The organism is Burkholderia pseudomultivorans (genome assembly GCF_001718415.1).
In the GTDB taxonomy this organism is placed as follows: domain Bacteria; phylum Pseudomonadota; class Gammaproteobacteria; order Burkholderiales; family Burkholderiaceae; genus Burkholderia; species Burkholderia pseudomultivorans_A.
Genome location: NZ_CP013377.1, coordinates 317,922 through 336,252 on the forward strand (window position 1 = coordinate 317,922; position 18,331 = coordinate 336,252).

At 67.5% G+C, this 18,331-nt stretch carries 17 protein-coding genes; 9 read left to right on the plus strand and 8 right to left on the minus strand.

The window, feature by feature from the left end; genetic code table 11:
* Nucleotides 1-166: 166 nt before the first annotated feature.
* Both WS57_RS01385 and WS57_RS01390 read right to left on the minus strand, forming a co-directional pair.
* Nucleotides 167-1,660 carry a M81 family metallopeptidase gene (locus WS57_RS01385; protein WP_069243643.1) on the minus strand — a complete coding sequence of 498 codons (1,494 nt, stop codon included), beginning with the start codon at nt 1,658-1,660 and terminating at the stop codon, nt 167-169.
* A gap of 100 nt (nt 1,661-1,760) precedes the next feature.
* A complete protein-coding gene (locus WS57_RS01390; RefSeq protein ID WP_059519276.1) occupies nt 1,761-3,065 on the minus strand; it encodes an MFS transporter in 1,305 nt (434 codons plus the stop codon).
* 141 nt (nt 3,066-3,206) lie between these two features.
* On the opposite strand from WS57_RS01390, the gene WS57_RS01395 reads away from it, so the two are divergent.
* Nucleotides 3,207-4,178 carry a LysR family transcriptional regulator gene (locus tag WS57_RS01395; RefSeq protein ID WP_059519278.1) on the plus strand — a complete coding sequence of 324 codons (972 nt, stop codon included), beginning with the start codon at nt 3,207-3,209 and terminating at the stop codon, nt 4,176-4,178.
* A 12-nt stretch (nt 4,179-4,190) separates the two neighbouring features.
* Here WS57_RS01395 and WS57_RS01400 read toward each other — a convergent pair whose 3' ends face one another.
* The gene (locus WS57_RS01400; protein ID WP_059519280.1) at nt 4,191-5,081 is read right to left on the minus strand and encodes a LysR family transcriptional regulator; all 891 of its coding nucleotides are present in this window, start codon (nt 5,079-5,081) and stop codon (nt 4,191-4,193) included.
* A gap of 99 nt (nt 5,082-5,180) precedes the next feature.
* Here WS57_RS01400 and WS57_RS01405 point away from each other — a divergent pair, with 99 nt between their 5' ends.
* On the plus strand, nt 5,181-5,621 hold the full coding sequence (locus WS57_RS01405; RefSeq protein WP_059519282.1) for a PACE efflux transporter: 441 nt from the start codon (nt 5,181-5,183) through the stop codon (nt 5,619-5,621).
* 115 nt (nt 5,622-5,736) lie between these two features.
* Here WS57_RS01405 and WS57_RS01410 read toward each other — a convergent pair whose 3' ends face one another.
* Nucleotides 5,737-6,591, minus strand: coding sequence for an alpha/beta fold hydrolase (locus WS57_RS01410; protein ID WP_069243644.1), 855 nt, complete (start codon nt 6,589-6,591; stop codon nt 5,737-5,739).
* A gap of 567 nt (nt 6,592-7,158) precedes the next feature.
* Here WS57_RS01410 and WS57_RS35270 point away from each other — a divergent pair.
* Genes WS57_RS35270 through WS57_RS01420 form a run of 3 tightly spaced genes read left to right on the plus strand, consistent with a single transcriptional unit; the run spans nt 7,159 to nt 8,673 of the window.
* The gene (locus WS57_RS35270) at nt 7,159-7,740 is read left to right on the plus strand and encodes a PAAR domain-containing protein (RefSeq protein ID WP_081337572.1); all 582 of its coding nucleotides are present in this window, start codon (nt 7,159-7,161) and stop codon (nt 7,738-7,740) included.
* Entirely contained in the window at nt 7,733-8,368 is a 636-nt protein-coding gene (locus tag WS57_RS01415) for a type VI secretion system amidase effector protein Tae4 (RefSeq protein WP_059606186.1), read from the plus strand. The genes WS57_RS35270 and WS57_RS01415 overlap by 8 nt, the downstream gene beginning before the upstream one ends.
* Complete coding sequence (locus WS57_RS01420; protein WP_059606189.1) at nt 8,365-8,673, plus strand: hypothetical protein; 309 nt, start codon at nt 8,365-8,367, stop codon at nt 8,671-8,673. Before WS57_RS01415 ends, WS57_RS01420 begins: the two co-directional genes overlap by 4 nt.
* A gap of 63 nt (nt 8,674-8,736) precedes the next feature.
* Here WS57_RS01420 and WS57_RS01425 read toward each other — a convergent pair whose 3' ends face one another.
* The 4 genes from WS57_RS01425 to WS57_RS01440 all read right to left on the minus strand — a co-directional run bounded on the left by WS57_RS01425 (nt 8,737) and on the right by WS57_RS01440 (nt 13,806).
* Complete coding sequence (locus WS57_RS01425) at nt 8,737-9,066, minus strand: DUF3579 domain-containing protein (protein WP_009695439.1); 330 nt, start codon at nt 9,064-9,066, stop codon at nt 8,737-8,739.
* Between the two features lie 22 nt (nt 9,067-9,088).
* The gene (locus WS57_RS01430) at nt 9,089-10,450 is read right to left on the minus strand and encodes a sigma-54-dependent transcriptional regulator (protein ID WP_069243645.1); all 1,362 of its coding nucleotides are present in this window, start codon (nt 10,448-10,450) and stop codon (nt 9,089-9,091) included.
* Entirely contained in the window at nt 10,440-12,323 is a 1,884-nt protein-coding gene (locus WS57_RS01435; RefSeq protein WP_059482212.1) for a sensor histidine kinase, read from the minus strand. Before WS57_RS01435 ends, WS57_RS01430 begins: the two co-directional genes overlap by 11 nt.
* Nucleotides 12,324-12,441: 118 nt before the next feature.
* Nucleotides 12,442-13,806 carry a 2-hydroxycarboxylate transporter family protein gene (locus tag WS57_RS01440; RefSeq protein WP_059516080.1) on the minus strand — a complete coding sequence of 455 codons (1,365 nt, stop codon included), beginning with the start codon at nt 13,804-13,806 and terminating at the stop codon, nt 12,442-12,444.
* Nucleotides 13,807-14,224: 418 nt separating this feature from the next.
* Between WS57_RS01440 and WS57_RS01445 the strand changes: the two genes are divergently transcribed.
* The 4 genes from WS57_RS01445 to WS57_RS01460 are packed head-to-tail and all read left to right on the plus strand — an operon-like array spanning nt 14,225 to nt 18,318.
* Nucleotides 14,225-15,064 (plus strand): MetQ/NlpA family ABC transporter substrate-binding protein, encoded by an 840-nt coding sequence (locus WS57_RS01445; protein WP_069243646.1) that lies wholly within the window; start codon nt 14,225-14,227, stop codon nt 15,062-15,064.
* An 11-nt stretch (nt 15,065-15,075) separates the two neighbouring features.
* Entirely contained in the window at nt 15,076-16,479 is a 1,404-nt protein-coding gene (locus WS57_RS01450; protein WP_059516081.1) for an LLM class flavin-dependent oxidoreductase, read from the plus strand.
* A gap of 17 nt (nt 16,480-16,496) precedes the next feature.
* Nucleotides 16,497-17,669 carry a methionine ABC transporter ATP-binding protein gene (locus WS57_RS01455; protein ID WP_059516099.1) on the plus strand — a complete coding sequence of 391 codons (1,173 nt, stop codon included), beginning with the start codon at nt 16,497-16,499 and terminating at the stop codon, nt 17,667-17,669.
* Nucleotides 17,662-18,318 carry a methionine ABC transporter permease gene (locus tag WS57_RS01460; RefSeq protein ID WP_009690187.1) on the plus strand — a complete coding sequence of 219 codons (657 nt, stop codon included), beginning with the start codon at nt 17,662-17,664 and terminating at the stop codon, nt 18,316-18,318. Before WS57_RS01455 ends, WS57_RS01460 begins: the two co-directional genes overlap by 8 nt.
* The last annotated feature ends 13 nt before the right edge of the window (nt 18,319-18,331 follow it).

An 18,331-nucleotide genomic window follows, 5' to 3' on the forward strand; every position in this document is an offset into this window, starting at 1 on the left:
CGGTCAGACCGCGCGAGCCTCGCCCGACGGGGCGGCTGGCGTGCCGCCACCCGCCCCGGTCACGCCTCGTCGCCTGCAGCGCGCAGCGCACGACGGGTCCGTAGAAAATCTTGCCCGATCCCGAACTGCCGCCAAATCCTCATCCAGCCGTTTCGACGCGAACGCGTCACGCGCCCTTGAACGCGTCGCCCATCGGCTTCGTCCGCATGCCGTGCGCGAGCCGCGTCCACGGCAGGTCGGCCGGGTCGGCCTGCATCGGCCCGGGCGCCTTGGCGACCAGCACCGCGTGCGCGATGTGCTGGAAGTCGGCGCGGAAATGCACCGAACTCTTGTTGACGAGGATTTTCATCGCCTCCGGCTCGACGCCCCCCACGCGATACAGATTGCGGTCGAGCATCTGCGCCTTGCCGCCGCTCACGACGATCCGCACGCCGTCGATCTTCAGGCAGGCGACCGGCCCGACGTCGGCGAGCATGCCGTTCATCATCGGCCCGTCGTAGCGGCACACGCCGTCCGATACCGCGACGATCTCGAAGCGTCCGTGAAACGGCTCGTCGCCCGGTACGCCGGAGCCGCCGAGCGACAACTCGATGCAGGTGCCGACGCCCGCCCGTGCGGCCGCCGCCGCCGCGGCCGGATCCCACAGCAGGCCGAGCGCCGCGTCGCGCGCGCCGTTGCGCAGCAACGCGCGCAGCAGGCCCGTCGTGTTGGAGTCGCCGCCCGCGCCGGGGTTGTCCTGCGTGTCGGCGATCACGACGGGCTTGCTCGCGCGTTCCGCGAGTCGCATCGCCTCGCGCACCGCGTCGTCGGGCGACAGGAACGGCACCTGCCATTTCGCTTCGTCGCTCAGCATCTTGTCGTACAGCGCCTGCACGGCCGCGTCGACCGCATCGGCGTCGCCGTAGCCCCAGACGACCGGCCCGCATTCGGGGAAGTCCGCCGCCGGAAAGCCCGGCGCGAACGACAGCGAAGCCACGCCGTCCGTCTCCAGCGCCGCAAGCCGTGCATACATGTCGCGCGCGGGATCGAGCAGCGTGCACATGCCGTTGATCGGAATCAGGAACGGCAGCCGCCGTGCAGCGCGATGCAGCGGACCGCCGCCCGCGAGCAGGCGTTCGAGCAGCGCGGCCGCGCGTTCACCGGTCTCGGCCATGTCCACGTGCGGGTACGTGCGATAGGCCACCAGCGCGTCGGCACGGCTCAGCATCCGCTCGGTCACGTTCGCGTGCAGGTCGAGCGACGCGACCACCGGCACGGCCGGGCCGACCGCATCGCGGATGCGTTCCAGCAGCGTTCCTTCGCCGTCGTCGGTATGTTCGGCGACCATCGCGCCGTGCAGGTCGAGATAGACCGCGTCGAAGCCGCCGTGCCGTGCCGCGTCGACGATCTCGCCGGCGATCCGCTCGAACGCATCCTCGGTGACATGCGCCGACGGGCTCGCGCCTGCCCAGATCACCGGCTGCAACGCCCAGCCACGCCGCTGCGCCGCGTGGATGAAGCCGCCCGCCGGAATGTTGACGTCGCGCAGCGCGAGCAGGTCGGCGCCGCGCACCATGGCCGGAAATCCTTCGCCGCGCTCGAAATTCGCATAGGCGGCCCGGGTCGGTGCGAAGGTGTTGGTTTCATGCTGGAAACCGGCAATCAGGATGCGTGTGGTCATGAGACTGAATCCAGGAAGAACGGTCGGTGTGCGCGACGTGCGTCCGGTGCCCGATCCTGCCGGACGGCGCCGCGCGAAGAGCGTGAAGCGGCGCGTCGTATCAGCGCGTCGCGACGGGAAGGCGATTCATGATCAGCGCCGCCGCGCCCGCGACCATCAGCGCGACGATCACCAGCAGCCCGGCCTGCATGCTGCCGGTCGCGGTGCGGATCTCGCCGATGACGGTCGGGCTGAGGAAGCCGCCGATCAGGCCGATCGTGTTGATGAGCGCGATGCCGCCCGCGGCCGCGTTGCCCGTCAGGTACTGCGACGGGATCGCCCAGAACACGGTATAGGCCGCCCACGTCAGCGCCGTGGCGATCGTCATGCAGACGAGCGATACCGCGAGCTGGCCGTCGGCGAAGGTCGCGGCGGCCAGCGCGGCCGCGCCGACCAGCGCCGATACCGCGCTGTGCAGCCGGCGTTCGCCGCGGCGGTCGGAGCGTCGGCCGATCGCGAGCATCGCGCCGGCGGCCGCGATGTACGGAATCATCGAATAGAAGCCGATCTGCATCGTGTCGGTCACGCCGTTGGCCTTGAGGATCGACGGCAGCCAGAAGCTGACCGCGTAGATCCCGCAGATCATCGTGAAGTACGCGAAGGCCAGCAGGTAGACGCGCGGGTCGCGCGCCGCCTGCCCGAACGCATGATGGCCGGCGGCGGGCGTCTGCAGTTCGGACGCGAGCAGGCTTTTTTCGCGGTCGGTCAGCCACGCCGCATCGGCAGGCCGGTCGGCCAGCACCTTGAGGACCAGCAGGCCGAGCAACGCGCACGGCAGCCCTTCGACGACGAACATCCATTGCCAGCCGGCGAGGCCGTGCGCGCCGTCGAGTGCGGTCATCAGCCAGGTCGACAGCGGCGAGCCGACGATGCCGCCGATCGGGCCAGCAAGCATCACGACGGCCATCACGCCGGCCATGCGCCGCGCGCCATACCAGTAGGTCAGGTAGAAGATCATCCCCGGCGCGAAGCCGGCCTCGAACACGCCGAGCAGGAAGCGCAGCACGTAGAACGAGGTCTCGCCGCGCACGAACATCATGCCGGCCGACGTCAGGCCCCACAGCACCATGATCCGGCTGATGGTCTTGCGCGCGCCGATCTTCGGCAGCAACAGGTTGCTCGGGATCTCGAACAGCACGTAGCCGAGAAAGAAGATGCCCGCGCCGAGGCCGTATGCCGCATCGGAGAAGCCGAGCGCGCTTTGCATGTGGAGCTTCGCGAAGCCGATGTTCACGCGATCGAGATACGCGAACGTGTAGCACAGCAGCAGGAGCGGCAGCAGGCGCCAGTTCAGCTTGCGATACAGCGCCTGCACGGGGGCGCTGTCCTGGGCCGTCGGATGGCGCGAGGAGGGTACGGCGGACATATCGGTCTCCAGTGACGTGAGCGTCTTGCAACATTGATCGCGATTGCTGCATCGTCGGAGAGACGAAAAAGCAGAGCAAGAGCAACTTCCGTGCACTAATGTTGCTCCAGAGGCAACACGTTACGACACACCGGAATCCCCATGCGCGAACTGAACCAGCGCCGCCTGCGCTACTTTCATGAAGTCCTGACCCATGGTTCGATCCGCGGCGCGGCCGACAGCATCAATACCGCGCCGTCCGTGATCACGCGGCAGATCCGCCTGCTCGAGGCGGAAATCGGCGTCGTGCTGTTCGAGCGCCAGGCGCGCGGCGTGCGGCCGACCGAGGCCGCCGCGCATCTGCTCGAATACTGGCGCGGTTGCCGCTCGCAGCAGGAACTGTTCGAGGAGCGGCTGCAGGCGCTGCAGCGGCTTCAGTCCGGCCAGGTGCGGATCGTGACCAGCGAAGGCTATGTCGACGTGCTGATGGACGAGGTGCTGACCGACTTCTGCATGCGCTATCCGAAACTCGACGTGATCGTCGACGTGCTGCCGGTCAACAACGTGCTGCAGGAGGTGGCCGAGAGCCGCGCGCATATCGGGCTCGCGTACAACCCGCCCGCGCATCCGGAGATTCGCTATCTCGCGACCTCGTCGCAGCCGGTGGTGGCGCTCGTCCACGCGGGCCATCCGCTCGCGGTGCGCGGCGGCCCGGTCCGCGCGCACGAACTCGGCGAATATCCGCTCGCGCTGATGCCGCCGGCCTTCGGTCTCGGTCAGGTGGCGCAGATGCTCGCCTACACGGAGAACCTGCCGATCCGCCCGACGCTGACGACCAATTCGCTCGCGGTGCTGCGGCATTTCGTCAAGCGCCATCGAGGCATCACGCTGATCGGCGCGTTCGCGGCTTATCGCGAACTGGACAGCGGCGAGCTCGTCGCGCTGCCGATCGAACATCCGTTGTTCGATTCCGCGAAGGCGCGCCTGCTGGTGAAGACGGGGCGGCCGCTCGGTGTGGCGGCCGACACGCTGCTGAATTGCCTGCTGAGCGACATGAAGATGTTCGCGGCGGCGAATGGCGGCGGCCGGACCGGGGGCGCCGCGCGGAAGCGGGCGGCCAAACGCGCGCGGTAGCGCCTGTTGCGGTTACGCTGCGTCGCCGCCCGCCCGCAGCGCCCGCACCAGCTCCTTCGCGGCCTTGCCGAGCCCCGTATGCTTCGGCCTGCGCAGATACACGGGCAGCGGCAGCCCGTTGCGGATGTTCGCGAACGCGAGCGGCGCGAGTTCGCCGGCGGCCACGTAGCGGCCGATCACCGACGCCGGCAGGTTCGCCCAGCCGTGGCCGGCCGTCACGAGCGCGATCGCGGTCGCCATGTCGGTCACTTTCCATGTGCGGTTGCCGATCACGGGCCGCACGTCGGTCAGCGGCCGGTCGGGATCGGCGATCACGATTTGCCGGAACCCCGACAGTCGCTCGATTCCTTCGGGATGCGCGGCTTCGGCGATCAGCGGATGACTCGGCGCCGCGACCGCGACGAGCGTCTCGGTCCACAGCGCGTGGATCTGTTCCTGCGGATGAAGATCGAGCCCGCCGTACGCGACGCACAGATCGACGGCGCCGCGATGCAGCGCGTCGACGATCGCATCCTGCGGCGCGGTGACGATGCCGATCGCGAGCGCCGGATACTTCGCGGCGACGGCCGCGAGCGCGCGCGCGACGGGCGCGCCGTCGATCTCCGCGGCGAGGCCGAGCCGCAGCGTGTCCTCGACGCCCTCCGACAGGTGCTGCGCATGCGCGCGCAGCGCGTGCAGCCGCTCGGCGATCGCGCGCGCGTCGGGCAGCAGTGCGGCCATCGCGGCGGTCGGCGTCGGTTCGCGCGTGCCGCGGTCGAACAGCACGAGGTCGAGTTCGGCCTCGAGGTTCGCGATGGCCATGCTGATTGCCGACGGCGTGCGCCCGAGCGCGCGCGCGGCCGCCGAGAACGAGCCCTTGTCGATGACGGTCAGCAGCATGTCGATATGGTCGCTGGTCAGCATGCGATGCCTCCTGTCAGAAAAATTGAAAGCACCTGACTTTTGCGGGCACGGGGCCCGCTGCTAGTCTCGCCACCTTGTTCGATTCGAAGGGAGCGATTCATGCAGGGCTGGAAGAGACGCGTAGTTTACGTCGTGATGTTCGAGGCGCTCGGCATCCTGATCGCGTCGACGGTGCTCGGCGCGCTGAGCGGCGCGAGCGCAGAGACGAGCGGCCTGCTCGGCGTGATGATCTCGACGACGGGCGTCACCGTCAATTTCCTGTACAACCTCGCGTTCGAGGCGTGGGAGCGGCGCCGCGCGGCGACGACGCGCACGGTCGGCCGCCGCGTCGCGCATGCGATCGGATTCCAGGTCGCGCTCGTGACCTTCCTGATTCCGCTGATCGCGTGGTGGCTCGACGTATCGCTGCTGCAGGCGTTCCTGTTCGACGCGGTGCTGATCGTGTTCTTCCCGATCTTCACGTTCGTGTACAACTGGTCGTTCGATTGCGTGTTCGGCCTGCCGGATGCGGTGACGCGCAACGCGAAGCCGGCGGCCTGATGCGGCGCGCGGCGTGCGTGACGGAGCGGATGTGCCGGCGATGCGGGCGGCGCCCGCATCGTGACCGGACAGATGACGGCGACGGCGGCCCTGAAGCCGCGTCGCGCGACGGCGCTTACGCCGCGACGAACTCGTGCACGTAGCGATTGAACACGGCGGGGCTTGCCGCGTTCATCCCGTGCGATGCGCCGGCGACGGTCTGCCGTTGCGCGTTGCCGATCCACTGCGCAAGCGTCTCGACGTTGTTGCGGAACATCTTCGGGCTGCGCTGGCCGTCGATCAGCAGCGTCGGGCACGCGATCGCGGCGGCCGTGTGCTGCGTATACGCGGGCAGCGGATCGCGCAGCTGCTTCGGCAGCGTGCTGGCGTTGTCGATCGCCATCGTGCGGAAGCGCGACGTGCTCTTCTTCCACGCGCCGGGCAGGCTGACCGAATCGACGAACATTTCGAGGCCCGCCTCGACGCTGCCGCTGTCGATCAGGTCCACCGCCCGGGTGCGCAGCGCCATCGCGGCGGCCGGCAGCTTCGCCTCCTCGCGCACGCCGTCGCGTTGCAGCGGGCCGCCCGGATCGGCGAGCGTCAGCGATTCGACGAGGTGCGGATGCTGGCGCGCGACATTGAAGGCCACGCTGCCGCCGCGCGAATGGCCGACGAGATGGACGGGGCCGAGATCGAGCGCGTCGATGAATTCGGCGAGCTCGTCGACGTGGTTCTGCCAGCCGAACTCGTCCTGGATGCCCGCTTCGATGGCCGGCCAGTAGTGGCTGAGGCTCGGCGCGATGCAGCGGTAGTGGGCCGACAGTGCGGCGAGCTGCGGATCCCAGTAGCGGTAATCGCACAGCGAACCATGAACGAACACCATCGGCGCGCCGCCGCCCCGCTCGACATACGGCAGGCTGATGCCCGACGACAACGTCGCAAATTGCAGGTCCGGATTCGCGAGCACCGAAGGCTCGATTCGCATGTTCATGACTGAAAGACTCAAAGGTGCGTCAACACGACGCAACTATGCCTCAGGGCGAGCTGCAAGCAAAACGCATAATTTTCATCGTCGCGATCAATTTTATTGATGGATCGGGCGGAAAGCCTTGTCGGAGCAAGAGGGCAGGCGATCGGCTTACGGCCATCGGCGTGCCGACGTTCATCTGTTCCATGTAAAGGCGGCGTCGACCGGATGGCCAGCCGCAACGGCGACAGTGCGGACGTGGAATTTGATCGGGCGGGCGTCGTGGTGCTCCAGAGATCGGCACGACGTGGGCCTGTCATTTAACGCGGCCAAGTGAGCACAAAGGGGATCATTGCTGGGCCAAGCGTCAGGAGCGCTTTGCTTTCCGAGGGCGCGCCGATCGCATGATCGATCGCGCGTTGCGTTGATGGACGCATGGGGCAATACAGCACCGCACGTCAATGAAGCAGACGGTCGCTTCCCGCCAGAAAATTGACGGCGACCAAGTTTTGATAATTAAGACATCCGAATATTATTGAGATATACAGTCGCGCAGCCGCGTTACGATTACGGCTTTCCACGGGGGCGGCAATGAATAGAAGAATTGCGGTTGTTGGCGATGGTCTTTCCAGTGGCGGAACGATTGCTCCATACGGCGGACCACGGCTTCTGGTACATGGCCATCAAGCGGTGTTGATTGGTGGTCAAGCGTTCTGCGCCGCGTGTAAAACCACCGGCATCATTGCGAAGGCCGGTGGTCCGTATCGGCTCAGGTTTCAGGGAGAGGTCGCCCTGGAGCACGATATTGTCCTGTGCGGCTGCTCGACTCCGCCGAGCATCGTCGCGGTACTTGCTGGTGAAGCGTGGTGCGACGATCGGCTCGAGGGTCTCGGCGAGGTCGTTTCGAGCCGCACGTCAACGGACGGAGTCGTGTCGTTGAAGAAAGGTGCATTTGACGAACAAATCGAAGCGGCGACTCGCGATAGTATTTGCGGCGGCTGGGAGAATTACCCCTATTACATTGAGACGGTAGACGGTCGCGTCTATTCTGGCGTACTCGATGCACGAGGCACGTTACCGCGTGTCAACACTGGCGACGAATCACACAACTACACCGTTTACTGGGGTGACGAAGTCATCGCTAAAGAGCATAGCGGAGTAAACCGTGTCTAATCGTCCTACGAAGGTTCGCACAAATGACACACCAAATTCAAAGCGATCCGTACAACTACAAGCCCTGTCCTTTCAAGCGCTTTGGGACGCGTACCCGAAGAATGACCCCTACGATGACCCCACCGGAGAATATAAGAATCAATGCGCCATTCGCATGAGCGTCACCTTTCATCGCATCGGAAGCGACATGAAGTCGTTTTCTCAAAACGTGCTGAAGCCGATGCCCGGCAAGAGGACATTGGGCCGCCTGATACTCGGCGGAAAAGCGACTGCGACGCGCGCTTACGAACTGGCTGAGTGGCTCAAGCTTCGCCCGTTCCTTGGGCTTGGCAAACCTGAAAACATTACTGGTCAGGATTGGCAGGAAAAAATCGACGGCCGAACCGGTATCATCTATTTCTTCGGATATTGGCGTCAGGAGGGAGATTCCCGCGATGCACTGAGCGGCGGTCATATTGACCTATGGAACAAAGACACGCTTACGCCGTCCTTTGCGTCGTTCTGGCGGTTTCGTGTGGGTAGACGAACGATGCCGGACCTACGGTCCTGGTTTCGTCCCGGCGGCAACGAGAACTGGATATCAGACTTGGCGGCATCCAAAGAGATTTTGTTTTGGGAAGTGAGATGAAGCGTATGGCTTTCGCCGTTCTAGGCTTCGTATGGGGACTTCTCGTGACGGGCGCATCGTTCTATGTTTTCAACCGCCAGGACTGGGCCAAGCCGTCACGCCCGGCAGTCGGTTGCGGCGAATCCTGCGCATCCCACGCTGGCTTGGTCGCAACGATGCTCTTCATTCTTCTATGGCCATCGATCGCGTGTGCAGTGCTCAATGCTATCGCCTACAGACGTTGGTCATTACGCAAATGGTGCATCACGTTCGTCGTCGTGACCCTGTTGGCGATTCTGTTTCATCTCGCCACCTACGTGACCTGACCAATCGGTCCTACCGATAACGGATGAAATACCGCGCGATCGTTATGCCGCGTTTCGCATGAATCACCGCACCGCCAACACCGGCGCCGTCCGAACCTCGACAGGCAGATCGTTGTCCGCCGCGAACTGCATCGCGAAGTCGAACGCGTCCGCGCACACGTCGCGCAGCTCGCCCGACACGAACAGGCATTTGATGCCGCCCGCGACGACGGGCATCGCCAGCCGCGTGAGCGCACCCGGATGGCCGGGCCGCCGTTCGCCGACGAACAGCGTGATGACGCCCGCGAGGCGCTCGGGCCAGTCGCTCGGGCGGAAGGTTTTCTGGGCGCGCGTGACGCCGCGGATCAGGTAGCCGTCGATGCGGTCCTGCTCGGTGATTTCGATGCGATCCATGCCGGTGCGGTCCTCGTTCGCTTCATTCGCCGCCATCGGCCGCCGCGTCGCCGCGCGTCGGAATCCGCAGGTGGCGCAGCTTGTGATAGAGCGTTTTCTTCGGCATCCCGAGCGCGACGCTCGCGTCCGCGACGTTGCCGTGGTGACGCCGCAGCATGTCCTCGATCAGCATCCGCTCGAAATACGCGAGCTGCTCCGCGAGCGTGCTTCCCGCCGCGCCCGGGCCGCCGGCCGACAGCAGGCTGTCGCCGGTCAGGCCGAGCACGAAGCGATCCGCGACGTTCTGCAGCTCGCGCACGTTGCCGGGCCACGCGTGCGTCATCAGTTCGGACACCTGCGCAGCGGACACGACCGGCGCCGGCTGGCCGAAGCGCCGCGCGGCCGCGAGCACGAAATGCTCGAACAGCAGCGGCACGTCCTCGCGCCGCTCGCGCAGCGGCGGCAATTCGATCTGCGCGACGTTCAGGCGGTACAGCAGGTCGGCGCGGAACCGGCCCTCGGCCGCGAGTTCGGCGAGATCGGCCTTCGACGCGGCGATCACGCGGCAATCGACCGGAATCAATTCGTTCGCGCCGAGCCGTTCGACCACGCGCTCCTGCAGGACGCGCAGCATCTTGATCTGCAGCGGAATCGGCATCGTCTCGATCTCGTCGAGAAACAGCGTGCCGCCGTGCGCCCATTCGATCTTGCCGATCCGCTTCTTGATCGCGCCCGTAAACGCGCCGGCCTCGTGGCCGAACAGCTCGCTCTCGAAGATCTGCTCGGGCAGGCCGCCGCAGTTCAGCGCGACGAAATGCGCATCGCGGCGCCCGCCGAAATCGTGCAGGCTGCGCGCGATCAATTCCTTGCCGGTGCCCGTCTCGCCGGTGATCAGCACCGACACCGACGTATCGGCGAGGCGCAGGATCTTCTTGCGCACGTCGGCCATCGCGGGCGACTTGCCGAGCACGAACGCCTCGATGCCCTGCCAGTTGTTCAGCACCGCGCGCAGCCCCTGCACTTCGAGCGTGAGGCGGCGCTTCTCGACCGCGCGCGCGACGCGCCCCGCGATCAGGTCCGACGAAAACGGCTTCTCGATGAAGTCGTAGGCGCCGTCGTGCATCGCGCCGACGGCCGTCGAGATGTCCGCGTGGCCGCTGATCAGCACGACCGGGATCTGCGGATCGACGGCCATCACGCGTTCGAGCAGCTGCAGCCCGTCGATGCCGGGCATCCGCACGTCCGACACGATCACGACCGGCGCGCCGGGCGCGACCTGCGCGAGCGCGTCGGCGGCCGATGCGAATGCGTCGACCGGAAACCCGGCGAGCGCGACAGCCTGCTCGACGCCGATCCGGACGTTTTCATCGTCCTCGACGACCAGCACGCGGATTTCATCTTCCATGTTCTGTCCTTTGCGGCGTGGCCGCCGCGAATTCGATACTGAACTGCGCGCCACCGCCGTCGCGGTTCGTCGCGGCGATCTTCGCGCCGAACCCTTCGACGATCCGCGACGTGATCGCGAGGCCGAGCCCAAGGCCCTGGCCGCGCGGCTTGGTCGTGACGAACGGCTCGAACAGGTGCGGCAGCACGTCGGGCGCGATGCCGGCGCCGGAATCCGTCACGGTGAAGCGCACGCGCCCGTGCGCGTCCGGCGCGTCGGCGGCGATGGCGATGCGGCGCACCGGCGCGTCGTGCACCGCGTCGAGCGCGTTGCCGAGCAGGTTCACGATCACCTGCTGCAACTGGCTCGATTCGGCGGAGACCGTCGTGCCGGGCGGAATGTTCACGTCGAGCTGCACGCCTTCGTCGCGGATCCGCGCGTCGTAGATCAGCCGCGCATGCGCGACGGCCTCCGCGAGCGATACCGCGACGCGCTCGACGTCGGGCTTGCGCGCGAAGGTCTTCAGTTCGCCGGTGAGCACGGCCATGCTGTCGACGAGCTTGCCGATCCGCTCGAGATTCGCATAGGCCGGCGCCGGCTGGCCGCGCTCGAAGAAGGTGCGCGCGTTGTCGCACAGCGTGCGGATCGCGACCAGCGGCTGGTTCAGCTCGTGCGTGAGGCCTGCGGCCATCTGTCCGAGCACCGCCAGCTTGCCCGCGTGCACGACTTCCTGCTGCGAATCGCGCAGCCGCTGCTCGGTGCGCTCGCGCTCGACGATCTCGCGCTGCATCCGTTCGTTCGCGGCCGTCAGCGCGGCCGTGCGCTGCGCGACGGTCAGTTCGAGCCGGTCGTTCGCGCGGCGCAGCGCGTCCTGCGCGCTCAGCCGTGCCGCGATCGCGCGGCGGCGCTGGATCGCATAGCCGGCCAGCAGTGCGGCGATCAGGAACGCGCCGGTGACGAACACGAACGCCGTCTGCTGCTGGCGCCGCGCACCCGCGATGTCGAGCAGCACCATCAGCGAATCGCCCGCCTGCGGCGCGGGACGCGACATGACCAGATAGCGCGTCGCCCGCCCCGCGTGGTGCGGATCGGGGAAGGTGCCGAACCACGCGGCGGCGCTGCGGTCGCCGATGCGGCGGTACGGCAGCGCGTCGACGGTGCGTCCCGCGTACTGGCGCGAGGCCTGGATGTCGCGCTGCTGCTGCGCGGTGATCGGGCGCAGCGCGGTGAATTTCCATGCGGGTTCGGTGGAGATCACGACCACGCCGTTGCTGTCGACGACCATCGCCGCGACGCCCGGCGCGCGCCACGCCGATTCGAGCGGATCGACGCTGACCTTGACGGCCGCCGCGCCGATCGGCACGCCGTCGTCGCGCACCGCGCTCGCGAAGTAGACGCCCGGCACGCCGGTATTGGTGCCGATGCCGAAGAAGCGGCCGCTGCCGCGCGCGAGCGCGTCCTTGAAGTATGGCCGGTACGACACGTTCGTGCCGACGAAGCTGAGCGTCTCGTTCCAGTTGCTGGCGGCGATCACCTCGCCGCGCAGGTCGATCACGTCGACCGCACCGCTGCCCGCGTCGCGGTTCACGGCCTCGAGATAGGTGTTCACCGTGTGCACGAGTTCGGGCGAACCGTGCGGGGACGCCTTCAGCAGCGCGCGCACGCCGTCCTGCCGCGCGACCAGCGCGGGCAGGATCTCGAAGCGGCCGAGCTCGCTCTTCAGGCTCGACGCATACAGGTCGAGCCGGTGCGCGCCGTTCTCCTCGAGCGCGTCGATCGCGCGCTCCCACGCGATATCGACGGCCGCGCCCGCCACGCCGACATACAGCACGGCGGCCGACGCCCAGCCCCACCACGGAATTCCCTTGAAGCTCTTCTGCACGTTCGCCCTCATCGAAGCCCGCATCCGCGTGAACCGGCGCCGGCGGGCCCCAACGACGCGCGCCGCGCGCCGGCAGGACCGGCGGCGGCGCGTGCGGGGCGGCCGGCGCGACGGTGCGCGCGGCGGCGCCTCATCCGAAGTGGGCGACCAGGATCAGCGTGACCGTGACGACGATCGCGCCGCCGATGCGCGTCGCGATCTGCGCGAACGGCATCAGCTGCATCCGGTTCGCGGCGGTCAGGATCGCGACGTCGCCGGTGCCGCCCTGGCCGCTGTGGCAGGCGTTCACGATTGCGGTGTCGATAGGGTACATCTTCATCAGGCGGCCGACCACGAAACCGGTGCCCATCAGCGTCGCGACCGTCGCCACGATCGTCACGACGTTGACGAGCGTGAACGCGGCGGTCAGCTTGTCCCACGGCGTCATCGCGACGCCGATCGCGAACAGCAGCGGATAGGTGACGGCGGTCGAGAAGAACTTGTAGACGACGAACGCGCCTTCCTGCAGCGGCGGCGACACGGCGCGCGCGAGCTTCACGAGCACCGCGAGGAACAGCATCGCGACCGGCGCCGGCAGCCCGAACAGCTTGTGCGCCATCAGGCCGACGAGGTAGAGCGTGATCGCCGTGATGCCGGCGCCCGCGATGTGCGACACGTCGACGTGGCCGCGGAGTTCTTCGCTTTCCGGCGTCATGTCGCCGCTTTCGCCGACCTGCAGGCGGCCGTTGCCGGTCAGGTGCGGCAGGCGCTTGCCGAGCATGTCGAGCGCGCCGGACAGGATGATCGCGGTCAGGCTGCCGAGCATCACCGGCGGCAGCACCATCGCGAACATCTCGCCCTGCGGCAGGTGCATCAGTTCCGAATAGCCGATCGACAGCGGAATCGCGCCTTCGCCGACGCCGCCGGCCATGATCGGCACGACGATGTACAGCAGCGTGTGGCGCGCGCCGAGGCCGAGCGCGGTACCGACGGCCGTGCCGACGATCGCCGCGGCGACCGAGCCCGCCGCGAGCGGCACGAAGATCTTCAGGAAGCCCTGGATCAGCACGCGGCGATCCATGCTCAGGATGCTGCCGACGATGATCGATGCGATGAACAGGTACAGGAAATTGGTCGACTTCGTGAACTCGACGGTGAGGTTCAGCACCGGCTTCGGCAGCACGTGGTAGTACGTGAGCGCCGACGGCACGAAGGTCGCGAAGATCGCGGCCGCGCCGATGTTGCGCAGCAGCGGCAGGCGCTTGCCGAGTTCCGCGCACGTGAAGCCGAAGAACGCGAGCACCGCGATCGCCATCGAGATCTCGCCGGGCACCTTGCCCGTCACCGAGAAGCCGACGATCAGCGCGAGCAGGATGAAGTAGACGGGCAGCGGAATGATGCCGATGCGGATTTCCATCAGCTTCCACCAGCCTTCCGGCCAGAAGCGCTCGCGCGCGGCGGGGCGGGCGTCGGAAATCGGCTCCGGATGAGCCGGGGTGTGGATAGAGGTCTGCAAGACGTGTCTCCTGATGTTGGAATGCCGGCAGTGCGTCGCGGCATCGTGTGCCGACTATTACGCAACGTCCGTGCCAGGAGCGGCTTTCTGGTTTGCCTCGCAAGCCTTTGATTTAAAAGGAATTCATTTCGTCTGCCGAAAGGGTCGCGCGGGCGCCGTTCCGAGATTTCGGAATTCGGCCGGCGGGCAGGCCGAGATCTCGGCCACGCGCGCGGCCGCGGCTCCGGCGCGCCCATATCGCGCCATATCGCCGGACGCGATTTTCTTCGCACAATCGCTTCGTAGACCGTCCCCGCGCCGCTCTCTATCATCGGCTGATCCGTTTCCGATGCGACGACGACCGTCCGGAGAACGCCCGCGCGTTCGCCGCGGCGCCGCTCATCCATCGCCACCGTCTTTGGACAGGAGAGTGGTTTCCATGCTGCACGCCGTTTTTTCCGCCCGCGTCTTTTCCGGGCGGTTCGCCCGTTCCGTCCGGCTGTTCGCGGCCGCGCTGCTCGGCGTCGCGCTGCTGAACGGCGCGCGGGCCGACACCGCGCCGCTGAAGGTCGGCATCGCGACGAGCCCGCAGATCGATGCGCTGAAAATCGCCGCAAAGGAGGCGAAGGCGCAGGGGCTCGACGTGAAGATCATCGAGTTCACCGACTGGAACACGCCGAATGCGGCGCTCGCGAACAAGGACATCGACGTCAACTACTTCCAGCACATCCCGTTTCTTCAGAACGCGAAGAAGCAGGGCGGCTACGACTTCGTCGCGATCGCGCCCGGCACGATCATGAAGATCGGCCTCTATTCGAAGAAGGTGAAAAGCTTCGGCGAGCTGAAGGACGGCGCGAAGGTCGCGATCGCGAACGATCCGGTCAACGGCGACCGCGGTTTGCTGCTGCTGCAGCGCGCCGGCCTGATCACGCTGAAGCCGGGCGTCGACTATCGCGCGACGACGCGCGACATCGTCGCGAACCCGAAGCACCTGAAGATCATCGCGCTCGAAGCGTCGCAACTCGCGCGCTCGCTCGACGACGTCGACCTCGCGCAGGGCTATCCGAGCTTCATCAAGCTCGCCGGCACCACCGACCCGAACAGCGCGCTGCTGTTCGACGGCACGGAGAACAAGAGCTTCGCGATCCAGTGGGTCGTGCGGCCCGACAGCGTGAACGATCCGCGCATCCGCAAGTTCATCGCGATCTACCAGCATTCGCCGGCGGTGCGCAAGGCGCTCGACAACGCGTTCGGCTCGCTGTACGCGATCGCGTGGTGAAGGAGGCGAGCATGGCCAACCCGAAGAAGATCCTGCTCAACGCGTTCAACATGAACTGCGTCGGGCACATCAATCACGGTCTGTGGACGCATCCGCGCGACCGCTCCGCGCACTACACCGATCTCGACTACTGGACCGATCTCGCGAAGACGCTCGAACGCGGCAAGTTCGACGGCATCTTTCTCGCGGACATCGTCGGCGTGTACGACGTGTTCGGCGGCGGCCCCGATACCGCGCTGCGCGAATCGGTGCAGGTGCCCGTCAACGATCCGCTGCTGCTGGTGCCGGCGATGGCGCAGGTCACGCGGCATCTCGGCTTCGGCGTGACCGCGAACCTGACCTACGAGCCGCCGTACCTGTTCGCGCGCCGCATGTCGACGCTCGATCACCTGACCAAGGGGCGCGTCGGCTGGAACATCGTCACCGGCTATCTCGACAGCGCTGCACGCGGGATGGGACTCGCGCAGCAGATCGGTCACGACGACCGCTACGAGCGCGCGGACGACTACATGGACGTCGTCTACAAGCTGTGGGAGCAGAGCTGGGACGACGACGCGGTGATCCGCGACGCGCGGGCGCGCGTGTTTGCGCAGCCGGGCAAGGTGCGGCGCGTGAAGCACGACGGGCCGTTCTATTCGGTCGATGCGATCCATCTGAGCGAGCCGTCGCCGCAGCGCACGCCGGTGCTGTACCAGGCCGGTTCGTCGGCGCGCGGCGTCGAGTTCGCGGGCCGGCATGCGGAATGCGTGTTCGTGAACGGCCAGAGCAAGGCGGCCGCGCGCGCGGCCGCACTCGACATTCGTGCGGCGGCGGCGCGGCAGGGGCGCGATCCGGCGTCGATCAGGATCTTTGCCGGCGTGAGCGTCGTGACGGCCGAGACCGAACGGCTCGCGCGCGAGAAGTTCGACGAGTACCGGCGCTACGCGAGCCCGGAAGCGGGGCTCGCGCATTTCGCGAGCTCGACCGGCATCGACTTCGCGAAGTACGGCCTCGACGAGCCGATCTCCTACGTGAAGACCGACTCGATCCAGTCGGCCGTGGACGCAATCTCGCGCAAGAGCACGAGCGGCACGTGGACCGTGCGGCGGATGCTCGAACAGATGTCGCTCGGCGGCCGCTATGCGCCGATCGTCGGCTCGCCGTCGCAGGTCGCGGACGAGCTGCAGTCGTGGATCGACGAGACCGGCATCGACGGCTTCAACCTGACGCGTACCGTGATGCCCGAGTCGTTCGAGGATTTCGTCGACTGGGTCGTGCCCGAGCTGCAGAACCGCGGCGTCTACAAGGAAGACTACGATCCCGCGCCGACGCTGCGCGAGAAGCTGTTCGGCGCGGGCGCGCGCCTGCCGGCCTGGCATACGGGCGCGCAGCATCGGCCGGCCGCGGCCGAATCCGCGCAACCCGCGCATGCATGAACGTGACGGAGCAGGCGATGACGCAATTGTTCGATACGCTGGGTTTCGTCGAGGCATCGGCCGCTGCAGCGCGCGACGTGGATGACGCGCATCGCGTGGCGCCGGACGGCGCTGCGGCGGTGTCGTTCGAACACGTCGGCAAGGTGTTCGCGTCGCCGCGCGGCCAGGCCGCCGCGCTGCGCGACGTGACGCTCGAGGTGCGGCGCGGCGAGGTGTTCGGCATCATCGGCCGCAGCGGCGCCGGGAAGTCGACGCTGCTGCGGCTCGTCAACGGGCTCGAACGCCCGAGTTCGGGCCGCGTGCGCGTGCAGGGCGTCGATGTCGGCGCGCTCGACGAGAACGGGCTCGTCGCGCTGCGGCGCCGCACCGGCATGGTGTTCCAGCACTTCAACCTGCTGTCCGCGAAGACGGTGTTCGACAACGTCGCGCTGCCGCTGAAGATCGCCGGCGTGCCGAAGCCCGAGCGGGCGCGCAAGGTCGACGCCTTGCTCGAACTCGTCGGGCTGACCGCGAAGCGCGACGCGTATCCGGCCAGCCTGTCGGGCGGCCAGAAGCAGCGCGTCGGCATTGCGCGCGCGCTCGTGCACGATCCCGAGGTGCTGCTGTGCGACGAGGCGACCTCGGCGCTCGATCCCGAGACGACGCAGTCGATCCTCGCGCTGCTCGCCGACATCAATCGCCGTCTCGGGCTGACGATCGTGCTGATCACGCATGAAATGGAAGTGATCCGCGCGGTGTGCGACACGGTCGCGGTGATCGAGCAGGGCGAGGTCGTCGAAACGGGCCCCGTATGGCGCGTGTTCGGCAATCCGCAGCACGGCGCGACGCGCGCGCTGCTCAGCACGCTCGTGCACGACCTGCCGGCCGAACTCGCCGCGCGCGTGCAGCCGCTGTCCGGGCAGGCCGCGCTGCCCGACGGCGCGCAGGTCGTGCTCGACGTGCGCTACACGGGCGAGAGCGGCGGCGAGCCGGACGTCGGCGCGCTCGCGGCCGCGCTCGGCGGCTCGGTGCGGTTCCTGCATGGCGGCATCGAGCGCATCCAGGGCCATGCGCAAGGGCGCCTCGTGATCGCGGCGGCGCCGCCGCGCGCGGACGATGCCGGCGTCGCGCCCGCACGCGGCGCGGTCGCCGTGCTGCTCGAACGCGCGCGCCGCCACGCGAATCATGCGGAGGTGCTCGGCTATGTTTGAGCTGTGGTGGCCCGAACTGCTCGACGCGATCCGCGACACGCTGTCGATGGTCGCCGCGTCGGCCGCGATCGCCGCGCTGATCGGCGTTCCGCTCGCGGTGATCCTCGTGACGACCGCGCCCGGCGGCATCTACGAGCGGCGCGGCCTGAACGCGGTGCTCGGCGCGCTCGTCAACGTGTTCCGCTCGACGCCCTTCATCATCCTGCTGGTCGCGCTGCTGCCGTTTACGCGCGTGCTGATCGGCACGACGATCGGCGTATGGGCCGCCGTCGTGCCGCTGTCGATCGCCGCGATCCCGTTCTTCGCGCGGATCGCCGAAGTGAGCCTGCGCGAAGTCGACCGCGGGCTGATCGAGGCCGCGCTCGCGATGGGCGCGAAGCGCCGCCATATCGTGTGGCACGTGCTGCTGCCCGAGGCGCTGCCCGGCATGCTCGGCGGCTTCACGATCACGGTCGTCGCGCTGATCGGCTCGACCGCGATGGCGGGCGCCGTCGGCGCGGGCGGCCTCGGCGATCTCGCGATCCGCTACGGCTACCAGCGTTTCGACACCACCGTCATGGCGACCGTGATCGTGATCCTGATCGCGCTCGTCTCGGCCGTGCAAATCACGGGCGACCGCCTGGTCCGACGCGTGACCCGGCGTGCCTGAGCGACGTCACGAG

Bases quoted from the DNA above. Each gene is read 5' to 3' on its own strand.
- WS57_RS01385 (WP_069243643.1), bottom strand. From the start codon at position 1,660: ATGACCACACGCATCCTGATTGCCGGTTTCCAGCATGAAACCAACACC.
- WS57_RS01390 (WP_059519276.1), bottom strand. From the start codon at position 3,065: ATGTCCGCCGTACCCTCCTCGCGCCATCCGACGGCCCAGGACAGCGCC.
- WS57_RS01395 (WP_059519278.1), top strand. From the start codon at position 3,207: ATGCGCGAACTGAACCAGCGCCGCCTGCGCTACTTTCATGAAGTCCTG.
- WS57_RS01400 (WP_059519280.1), bottom strand. From the start codon at position 5,081: ATGCTGACCAGCGACCATATCGACATGCTGCTGACCGTCATCGACAAG.
- WS57_RS01405 (WP_059519282.1), top strand. From the start codon at position 5,181: ATGCAGGGCTGGAAGAGACGCGTAGTTTACGTCGTGATGTTCGAGGCG.
- WS57_RS01410 (WP_069243644.1), bottom strand. From the start codon at position 6,591: ATGAACATGCGAATCGAGCCTTCGGTGCTCGCGAATCCGGACCTGCAA.
- WS57_RS35270 (WP_081337572.1), top strand. From the start codon at position 7,159: ATGAATAGAAGAATTGCGGTTGTTGGCGATGGTCTTTCCAGTGGCGGA.
- WS57_RS01420 (WP_059606189.1), top strand. From the start codon at position 8,365: ATGAAGCGTATGGCTTTCGCCGTTCTAGGCTTCGTATGGGGACTTCTC.
- WS57_RS01425 (WP_009695439.1), bottom strand. From the start codon at position 9,066: ATGGATCGCATCGAAATCACCGAGCAGGACCGCATCGACGGCTACCTG.
- WS57_RS01430 (WP_069243645.1), bottom strand. From the start codon at position 10,450: ATGGAAGATGAAATCCGCGTGCTGGTCGTCGAGGACGATGAAAACGTC.
- WS57_RS01435 (WP_059482212.1), bottom strand. From the start codon at position 12,323: ATGAGGGCGAACGTGCAGAAGAGCTTCAAGGGAATTCCGTGGTGGGGC.
- WS57_RS01445 (WP_069243646.1), top strand. From the start codon at position 14,225: ATGCTGCACGCCGTTTTTTCCGCCCGCGTCTTTTCCGGGCGGTTCGCC.
- WS57_RS01450 (WP_059516081.1), top strand. From the start codon at position 15,076: ATGGCCAACCCGAAGAAGATCCTGCTCAACGCGTTCAACATGAACTGC.
- WS57_RS01455 (WP_059516099.1), top strand. From the start codon at position 16,497: ATGACGCAATTGTTCGATACGCTGGGTTTCGTCGAGGCATCGGCCGCT.
- WS57_RS01460 (WP_009690187.1), top strand. From the start codon at position 17,662: ATGTTTGAGCTGTGGTGGCCCGAACTGCTCGACGCGATCCGCGACACG.